This is a genomic window from Pseudomonas sp. NDM, assembly GCF_003105095.1.
In the GTDB taxonomy this organism is placed as follows: Bacteria; Pseudomonadota; Gammaproteobacteria; order Pseudomonadales; family Pseudomonadaceae; genus Aquipseudomonas; species Aquipseudomonas moraviensis_A.
Genome location: NZ_QETJ01000189.1, coordinates 1 through 8,304, shown reverse-complemented (window position 1 = coordinate 8,304; position 8,304 = coordinate 1). Strand labels below are relative to the sequence as shown.

General features: G+C 62.3%; 5 protein-coding genes. All 5 read left to right on the top strand.

The annotated features are described in order from the left end of the window. Nucleotides 1–176 precede the first annotated feature (176 nt). The 5 genes from DCO47_RS23805 (at nt 177) to DCO47_RS23785 (ending at nt 8,230) form a co-directional block, all read left to right on the top strand. Nucleotides 177–1,604 carry a di-heme oxidoredictase family protein gene (locus tag DCO47_RS23805; RefSeq protein ID WP_116659052.1) on the top strand — a complete coding sequence of 476 codons (1,428 nt, stop codon included), beginning with the start codon at nt 177–179 and terminating at the stop codon, nt 1,602–1,604. A gap of 27 nt (nt 1,605–1,631) precedes the next feature. Beyond that, nucleotides 1,632–2,696 (top strand): imelysin family protein, encoded by a 1,065-nt coding sequence (locus DCO47_RS23800; RefSeq protein ID WP_116659051.1) that lies wholly within the window; start codon nt 1,632–1,634, stop codon nt 2,694–2,696. Between the two features lie 14 nt (nt 2,697–2,710). Then, the gene (locus tag DCO47_RS23795; RefSeq protein WP_116659050.1) at nt 2,711–3,811 is read left to right on the top strand and encodes a DUF1513 domain-containing protein; all 1,101 of its coding nucleotides are present in this window, start codon (nt 2,711–2,713) and stop codon (nt 3,809–3,811) included. 221 nt (nt 3,812–4,032) lie between these two features. Beyond that, nucleotides 4,033–5,181, top strand: coding sequence for an efflux RND transporter periplasmic adaptor subunit (locus DCO47_RS23790; RefSeq protein ID WP_064365075.1), 1,149 nt, complete (start codon nt 4,033–4,035; stop codon nt 5,179–5,181). Between the two features lie 13 nt (nt 5,182–5,194). Next, nucleotides 5,195–8,230 (top strand): multidrug efflux RND transporter permease subunit, encoded by a 3,036-nt coding sequence (locus DCO47_RS23785; RefSeq protein WP_116659049.1) that lies wholly within the window; start codon nt 5,195–5,197, stop codon nt 8,228–8,230. Nucleotides 8,231–8,304: the final 74 nt, after the last annotated feature.

Sequence of the window (8,304 nt, the reverse complement as noted above, 5' to 3'; positions counted from 1 at the left end):
CCAGTTACGAATTCGTCAACTGCCAGACCGCTATCGCGAGCAGGCTCACTCCTACAGGGGTTTGGCATGGGTCTGCAGATTTGCGCGATATCAAGCAAACGATAATTCCTCTTATTCAAACTCCCCTGCCCTGTTAGACTTTGCGCCTTTGTTTTCGCCCGTTTGCAGGATGTCTGATGCCGTCGTTGCCGCTTCGCTTGTCCGCACTGTTGCTGGCCCTGGGCCTGAGTGCCTGCGATGACGCCCCGCGTTTCACCAAGGCCGAGCCGGGTGAAGCGCGATCGGGCGGTGCGGCGACCGTGCGCAAGAGTGATCAGAACGCGTTCTCCCTGCCATCGGCCAACCTGCCGCCGTCGCGGCGGGTGGATTTCAGTGTCGGCAACAGCTTCTTCCGCAGCCCGTGGGTAATTGCGCCGTCGACCACCACGGCGCGCGACGGCCTCGGCCCGTTGTTCAATACCAACGCCTGCCAGAACTGCCACATCAAGGACGGTCGCGGTCATCCGCCGGCCCCTGATGCGACCAATGCGGTGTCGATGCTGGTGCGCCTGTCGATTCCCGACGCGCCGCCCTACGCCAAAATCATCGAACAGCTCGGCGTGGTGCCGGAGCCGGTGTATGGCGGGCAGTTCCAGGACATGGCCGTGCCCGGCGTCGCCCCGGAAGGCAAGGTGCGCGTCGACTACACGCCAGTGCCCGTACGGTTCAAGGACGGCACGCAAGTGGAGTTGCGCAAACCGACCCTGCAGATCACTCAACTCGGTTACGGCCCGATGCATCCGGACACGCGTTTTTCCGCGCGGGTGGCACCGCCGATGATTGGTCTGGGCCTGCTCGAAGCAATCCCCGAAGAGGCGATCCTCGCCAACGCCGCCGCCCAGGCGAAAGAGAACAACGGCATCAATGGCCGGCCCAACCGGGTTTGGGATGACCAGTTGCAGAAAACCGTGATCGGCCGGTTCGGCTGGAAAGCCGGGCAGCCGAATCTCAACCAGCAGAATGTTCACGCGTTCTCCGGTGACATGGGCCTGAGCACCAGCCTGCGGCCTTTCGACGACTGCACCGAGACGCAGACCGCCTGCAAACAGGCGCCGAACGGCAATGGCCCGGACGGCGAACCGGAAGTCAGCGACAACATCCTGCGTCTGGTGCTGTTCTACAGCCGCAATCTGGCAGTGCCGGCGCGCCGTGGCGTCAACGACCCACAGGTGCTGGCCGGCAAGAACCTGTTTTTCCAGGCCGGTTGCCAGTCGTGCCACACGCCCAAATACACCACCGCCGCCAACGCCGCCGAACCTGAGCTGGCCAATCAAGTGATTCGTCCGTACAGCGATTTGCTCCTGCACGACATGGGCGAAGGACTGGCGGACAACCGCACGGAATTTCAGGCCTCCGGCCGCGACTGGCGCACGCCGCCGCTGTGGGGCATCGGCCTGACGCAAGCGGTCAGTGGCCACACGCAGTTTTTGCACGACGGCCGCGCTCGCAACCTGCTCGAAGCGGTGCTCTGGCATGGCGGCGAAGCGACGGCTGCGCAGCAACAGGTTTTGTCTTTCAATGCCGAGCAGCGCGCTGCGTTGCTGGCATTTCTGAACTCACTTTAAATACTGAAAACGCATCGGGAGCCCGACATGTTCCGTCCCAAGTTACTGTTCACCAGCCTTGCCGCGCTCGCCCTCGGCGCCTGCTCGCCGCAGGATCCGCAAGCGGTCACCTCAGCGGCGATCGCCAAATCGGTGATCCTGCCGACCTACACCCGCTGGGTCGAAGCCGACCGGCAACTGGCGGTGAGCGCCCTCGCCTACTGCCAGGGCAAGGAAAGCCTGGAAACCGCCCGCGCCGATTTCCTCCACGCGCAGAAAGCCTGGGCCGAGCTGCAACCGCTGCTGATCGGTCCGCTGGCCGAGGGCAATCGTTCGTGGCAAGTGCAGTTCTGGCCGGACAAGAAAAACCTCGTCGGCCGTCAGGTCGAGCAACTGGTCGTCGCCCAGCCGCAGATCGATGCCGCAGCGCTGGCCAAATCCAGCGTCGTGGTGCAAGGCCTGTCGGCTTACGAATACATCCTTTTTGACGCCAAGCCTGACGTCGCCAACGACGCGCAGAAAGCCAAGTACTGCCCGCTGTTGATCGCTATCGGCGAGCGTCAGAAGCAACTGGCCGAAGAAATTCTGCAGGGCTGGAACAACACCGACGGCATGCTCGCGCAGATGAGCAAGTTCCCCAACCAGCGCTACGCCGACTCCCACGAAGCGATTGCCGATCTGCTACGCGTACAAGTCACTGCACTGGATACCCTGAAGAAAAAACTCGGTACGCCGATGGGCCGTCAGAGCAAAGGCGTGCCGCAGCCGTTCCAGGCGGATGCGTGGCGCAGCCAGTCGTCGCTGACCGCACTGGAAGCCAGCCTTGCCGCGGCCAAAACCGTTTGGGAAGGCGTCGACAACAAAGGCCTGCGCGGGCTGTTGCCAGCCGAGCAGAAACCCCTGGCGGACAAGATCGACGCCGCTTATGCCGCCTCGCTGAAGCTGTTCGACAGCACCCAGCGTTCGCTCGGCGAAATGCTCGAGGACGACCCCGGTCGCCAGCAACTCAACGATATCTACGACAGCCTCAACGTCGTCCATCGCCTGCATGAAGGCGAGCTGGCCAAGGCGCTGGGCATCCAACTGGGCTTCAATGCCAACGACGGTGACTGATGAGGGCGAGTGCCATGCTGCGACGTCAGGTTCTGACTTTAGGTAGTGCACTGCTGGGAGCAGTGACCCTGGGCGGCTGGACGCTGTTCAAACGCAAGGATCAGAGCCCGTTGCTGTTGTCGGCGCGCGATGACAGCGACGGCAAGCATTACGCCGTCGGTTATCGGCTCGACGGCACGCGGGTGTTCGCCACCCACGTCGGTCAGCGATGCCACGACATCATCAATCATCCGACGCAGCCGCTGGCGCTGTTCGTTGCGCGGCGTCCGGGTACCGAGAGTTACCTGATCGATCTGCGCGACGGCAAGTTGCTGCAGACCGTGACCTCGCAACCGAACCGGCACTTCTACGGCCACGCCGTGGTGCACAAGGACGGCGAATACCTCTACGCCACCGAGAACGACACGTCCGATCCCGGCCGTGGCCTGCTCGGCGTGTACAAGTTCGAAGGCGAGCGGCTGGTGCACACGGGCGAGATTTCCACCCATGGCCTCGGCCCGCATCAAGTGTCGTGGATGCCCGATGGCGAGACGCTGGTGGTGGCCAATGGCGGGATTCGTACCGAGGCGGAAAGCCGCGTCGACATGAACCTCAACGCCATGGAGCCCAGCCTGGTGCTGATGCAGCGCGACGGCACGTTGCTGAGCAAGGAAACCCTCGCCCAGCAGATGAACAGCGTGCGTCACCTGGGCATTGCCAGTGACGGCACCATCGTCGCCGGCCAGCAATTCATGGGGCCGTCCCACGAGCGCTCGGAGCTCCTGGCGATCAAACGGCCGGGGCAACCGTTCGTGGCGTTCCCGGTGGCCGAGCAACAGTTGCAGGCGATGGGGCACTACACCGCCAGCGTCGCGGTGCACAGCGATCTGCGTCTGGTCGCGTTGACGGCGCCGCGTGGCAACCGCTTCTTTATCTGGGATCTGGACAGCGGCGAACTGCGCCTCGATGCGCCGTTGCCTGATTGCGCAGGCGTCGGTGCGGTGAAGGATGGATTTGTCGTGACCTCGGGTCAGGGCCGCTGCCGCTACTACGATTGCCGCCAGGAACAACTGCTGGCCAAGCCGCTGGAATTGCCGGCGGGGCTCTGGGATAACCATCTTCATCTGATGGCCTAGGCACCACCCGATTTGTGGCGAGGGAGCTTGCTCCCGCTGGACTGCGCAGCAGGCCCCGCTTTTGCACAAAAAGAGGAGCCGCCTTGCGCCTCAGCGGGAGCAAGCTCCCTCGCCACATGGATTCGGGTGTGCAGCACCTGTAATAACTGCCAGTTGGAATCCCCCCTGTACTCGGAGTAATGTGCCCGCCTGTCTCATGATTTATCCAAGGAACTGGACATATGCTGCGTCGCCGCATGCTGATCATGTTGGGTGTTGTTTTGCTACTCGTCCTGGTGCTGGGCGGGTACAAGGCCTTTTCGATCTACACGATGATCCAGGGCTTTTCCAAACCGAAACCACCCATCAGCGTCGCCGTGGCCACGGCCGGCGAACAGCCGTGGCAGATGCGTTTGCCCACTGTCGGTTCGCTCAAGGCGCTGCAAGGCGTTGATCTGAGCCTGGAAGTCGCCGGCACCGTCACTGAACTCAAATTCGAATCCGGGCAGAAGGTCAAGGCCGGCCAACCGTTGTTGCAACTCGACAGCGCCGTGGAAACCGCCCTGCTGGAAACCGCCCGCGCCGATCTCGGCCTGGCGCAACTGGACTTCGGCCGTGGCGCGCAACTGGTCGACAGCCGCGCGATCTCCAAAGGCGAATACGACCGCCTCTCCGCCGTGCTGCAAAAGAACAAGGCCACGGTCAATCAGCTCAACGCGTCACTGGCGAAAAAGCGCATCCTCGCGCCATTCAGCGGCACCATCGGCATCCGTCAGGTCGACGTCGGCGACTACCTCGCCAGCGGCACCAAAATCGCCACGCTGCAGGACTTGAGCAGCCTCTACGCCGACTTCTATGTGCCCGAACAAGCGGTGCCGAAACTCGCCATCGGCCAGCCCGTGCAGTTCACCGTTGCCGCTTACCCGGGGCAGAACTTTACCGGCAAGATCAGCGCGATCAACCCGATCGTCGAAAGCACCACGCGCAACATTCTCGTCCGCGCCACCCTGGCCAACCCCGACGGCAAGCTGCTGCCGGGGATGTTCGCCAGCCTTGAGGTGCTGCTGCCCGATCCGCAGAAACACATCGTGGTGCCGGAGAGCGCGATCACCTACACCCTGTACGGCAACTCGGTGTACGTGGTCGGGCAGAAAAAAGCCGAAGACGGCAGCGTCGCCAAGGATGACAACGGCCAACCGCTGCTGATCGCCGAACGTCGTTTCGTCGAGACCGGTGAACGACGCGATGGCCTGGTGATGATCAACAAGGGCGTGCAGAGCGGCGAACAGGTGGTGACGGCTGGCCAGATCAAACTGGACAACGGCGCCCACATCGCCATCAGCGACGACAAGACCCTCGGCGAGCAGAACAGTCCGCCTCGCGCCGACTGATCAAGGAATCCCCATGGCTTTTACCGATCCGTTCATCCGCCGCCCGGTGCTCGCCACCGTGGTCAGCCTGCTGATTGTGCTGCTGGGCTTCCAGGCCTGGAGCAAGCTGCCGCTGCGCCAGTACCCGCAAATGGAAAACGCCCTGATCACGGTGACCACGGCTTACCCCGGGGCCAACGCCGAGACCATTCAGGGCTACATCACCCAACCGATGCAACAGAGCCTGGCCAGCGCCGAGGGCATCGACTACATGACCTCGGTCAGCCGGCAGAACTTCTCGGTGATCTCGATTTACGCGCGCATTGGCGCCAACACCGACCGCTTGTTCACCGAGTTGCTGGCCAAGGCCAACGAGGTCAAGAACAAGCTGCCGCAGGACGCTGAAGACCCGGTGCTGAGCAAGGAATCTGCCGACGCTTCGGCGCTGATGTACATCAGTTTCTTCAGCAAGGACCTGAGCAACCCGCAGATCACCGACTACCTGTCGCGGGTCATCCAGCCGAAACTGGCGACGCTGCCGGGCATGGCCGAAGCGGAGATCCTCGGCAACCAAGTGTTCGCCATGCGCCTGTGGCTCGACCCGGTGAAACTCGCCGGCTTCGGCCTCAGCGCCGCCGACGTCACCGCGGCGGTGCGTCAGTACAACTTCCTCTCCGCCGCCGGCGAAGTGAAAGGCGAGTACACCGTCACCAGCATCAATGCCAACACCGAACTGAAATCCGCCGAAGCCTTCGCGGCGATTCCGCTCAAGGTCGACGGCGACAGCCGCGTGCTGCTGCGCGATGTCGCGCGGGTGGAAATGGGCGCGGAAAACTACGACTCGATCAGTTCGTTCGGCGGCACGCCGTCGGTGTACATCGGCATCAAGGCCACGCCGGGGGCCAACCCGCTGGACGTGATCAGGGAAGTGCGCAAGCTGATGCCCGAGCTGGAAGCGCAGCTGCCGCCGAACCTGAAAAGCGAAATCGCCTACGACGCCACACTGTTCATTCAAGCCTCGATCGATGAGGTGGTGAAAACCCTGTTCGAAGCGGTACTGATCGTCATCGTCGTGGTGTTCCTGTTCCTCGGCGCACTGCGCTCGGTGGTGATCCCGGTGGTGACCATCCCGCTGTCGATGATCGGCGTGATGTTCTTCATGCAGATGATGGGTTACTCGATGAACCTGCTGACGCTGCTGGCAATGGTGCTGGCCATCGGTCTGGTGGTGGACGATGCGATCGTCGTGGTGGAAAACATCCACCGGCACATCGAAGAAGGCAAGACGCCGTTCGATGCTGCCCTGGAAGGTGCGCGCGAGATCGCCATGCCGGTGGTGTCGATGACCATCACCCTGGCGGCGGTGTACGCGCCGATCGGTTTTCTCACCGGGCTGACCGGAGCACTGTTCAAGGAGTTCGCCCTGACCCTGGCCGGCGCAGTGGTGATTTCCGGCGTCGTCGCCCTGACCCTTTCGCCGATGATGTGCGCGTTTCTGCTGCGCCACGAAGAGAATCCCAGCGGACTGGCCCATCGTCTCGACCGGGTTTTCGAAGGCCTCAAGCGCCGTTATCAGAGCATGCTGCACGGCACGCTCAATACCCGGCCGGTGGTGCTGGTGTTCGCGGTGATTGTGCTGTGCCTGATTCCGGTGTTCCTCAAGTTCACCAAGTCGGAACTGGCGCCGGACGAGGACCAGGGCATCATTTTCATGATGGCCAGCGCGCCGCAGCCGACCAACCTCGACTACCTGAGCACCTACACCGACCAATTCATCACCATCTTCAAAGAGTTTCCCGAGTACTACTCTTCGTTCCAGATCAACGGCTACAACGGCGTGCAGGCCGGCATCGGCGGTTTCCTGCTCAAACCGTGGAACGAGCGCGGCCGTACGCAGATGGAAATCCTCCCCGAGGTGCAGAGCAAGCTGGAGAGTATTCCCGGCTTGCAGATCTTCGGCTTCAACCTGCCCTCCTTGCCCGGCACCGGTGAAGGGTTGCCGTTCGAATTCGTGGTCAACACCGCCAATGACTACGAGTTGCTGCTGCAAGTCGCCGAGCGCATCGAGAAGCGCGCCATGGAGTCGGGCAAGTTCGCCTTCGTCGACCTCGATCTGGCGTTCGACAAACCGGAAGTGGTGGTCGATATCGACCGCGACAAGGCTGCGCAGATGGGCGTATCGATGCTCGATCTGGGCGGCACGCTGGCGACCTTGCTTGGCGAGGCGGAGATCAACCGCTTCACCATCGACGGGCGCAGCTACAAGGTCATCGCCCAGGTCGAACGGGCCTACCGCGACAACCCCGACTGGCTGAACAACTACTACGTGAAAAACACTCAGGGCGAATTGTTGCCGCTGTCGACCTTGATCAAGGTCAGCGACCGCGCACGACCGCGCCAGCTCAACCAGTTCCAGCAGCTCAACGCGGCGAAGATTTCCGGTTTCCCGCTGGTGAGCATGGGCGAAGCCATCGATACCGTGCTGCAGATTGCCCGTGAAGAAGCGCCGGCAGGATTTGCCTTCGATTACGGCGGCGCCTCGCGCCAGTACGTGCAGGAAGGCAGTGCCTTGTGGGTCACGTTCGCCCTGGCGTTGGCGATCATCTTTCTGGTGCTGGCCGCGCAGTTCGAGAGCTTCCGTGATCCGCTGGTGATTCTGGTGACGGTGCCGCTGTCGATTTGCGGCGCGCTGATTCCGCTGTTCCTTGGCTGGTCGAGCATGAACATCTACACCCAGGTCGGGCTGGTGACGCTGATCGGCCTGATCAGCAAGCACGGCATCCTGATCGTCGAGTTCGCCAACCAGTTGCGCAAGGACAAGGGCCTGACTGCCCGCGAAGCCGTGGAGGAAGCGGCGGCGATTCGCTTGCGTCCGGTACTGATGACCACGGCGGCGATGGTGTTCGGCATGGTGCCGCTGATTCTGGCGACCGGCGCGGGAGCGGTCAGCCGGTTTGATATCGGCATGGTGATCGCCACGGGGATGTCGATTGGCACGTTGTTTACGTTGTTCGTGCTGCCGTGTGTCTACACCTTCCTGGCGAAACCGGATCCCAAACCCACCACATAGCTCCTTGTAGGAGTGAGCCTGCTCGCGATAGCGGTATGTCAGTTTCCATAATGTTGACTGACACACCGTTATCG

Bases quoted from the DNA above. Each gene is read 5' to 3' on its own strand.
- DCO47_RS23805 (WP_116659052.1), top strand. From the start codon at position 177: ATGCCGTCGTTGCCGCTTCGCTTGTCCGCACTGTTGCTGGCCCTGGGC.
- DCO47_RS23800 (WP_116659051.1), top strand. From the start codon at position 1,632: ATGTTCCGTCCCAAGTTACTGTTCACCAGCCTTGCCGCGCTCGCCCTC.
- DCO47_RS23795 (WP_116659050.1), top strand. From the start codon at position 2,711: ATGCTGCGACGTCAGGTTCTGACTTTAGGTAGTGCACTGCTGGGAGCA.
- DCO47_RS23790 (WP_064365075.1), top strand. From the start codon at position 4,033: ATGCTGCGTCGCCGCATGCTGATCATGTTGGGTGTTGTTTTGCTACTC.
- DCO47_RS23785 (WP_116659049.1), top strand. From the start codon at position 5,195: ATGGCTTTTACCGATCCGTTCATCCGCCGCCCGGTGCTCGCCACCGTG.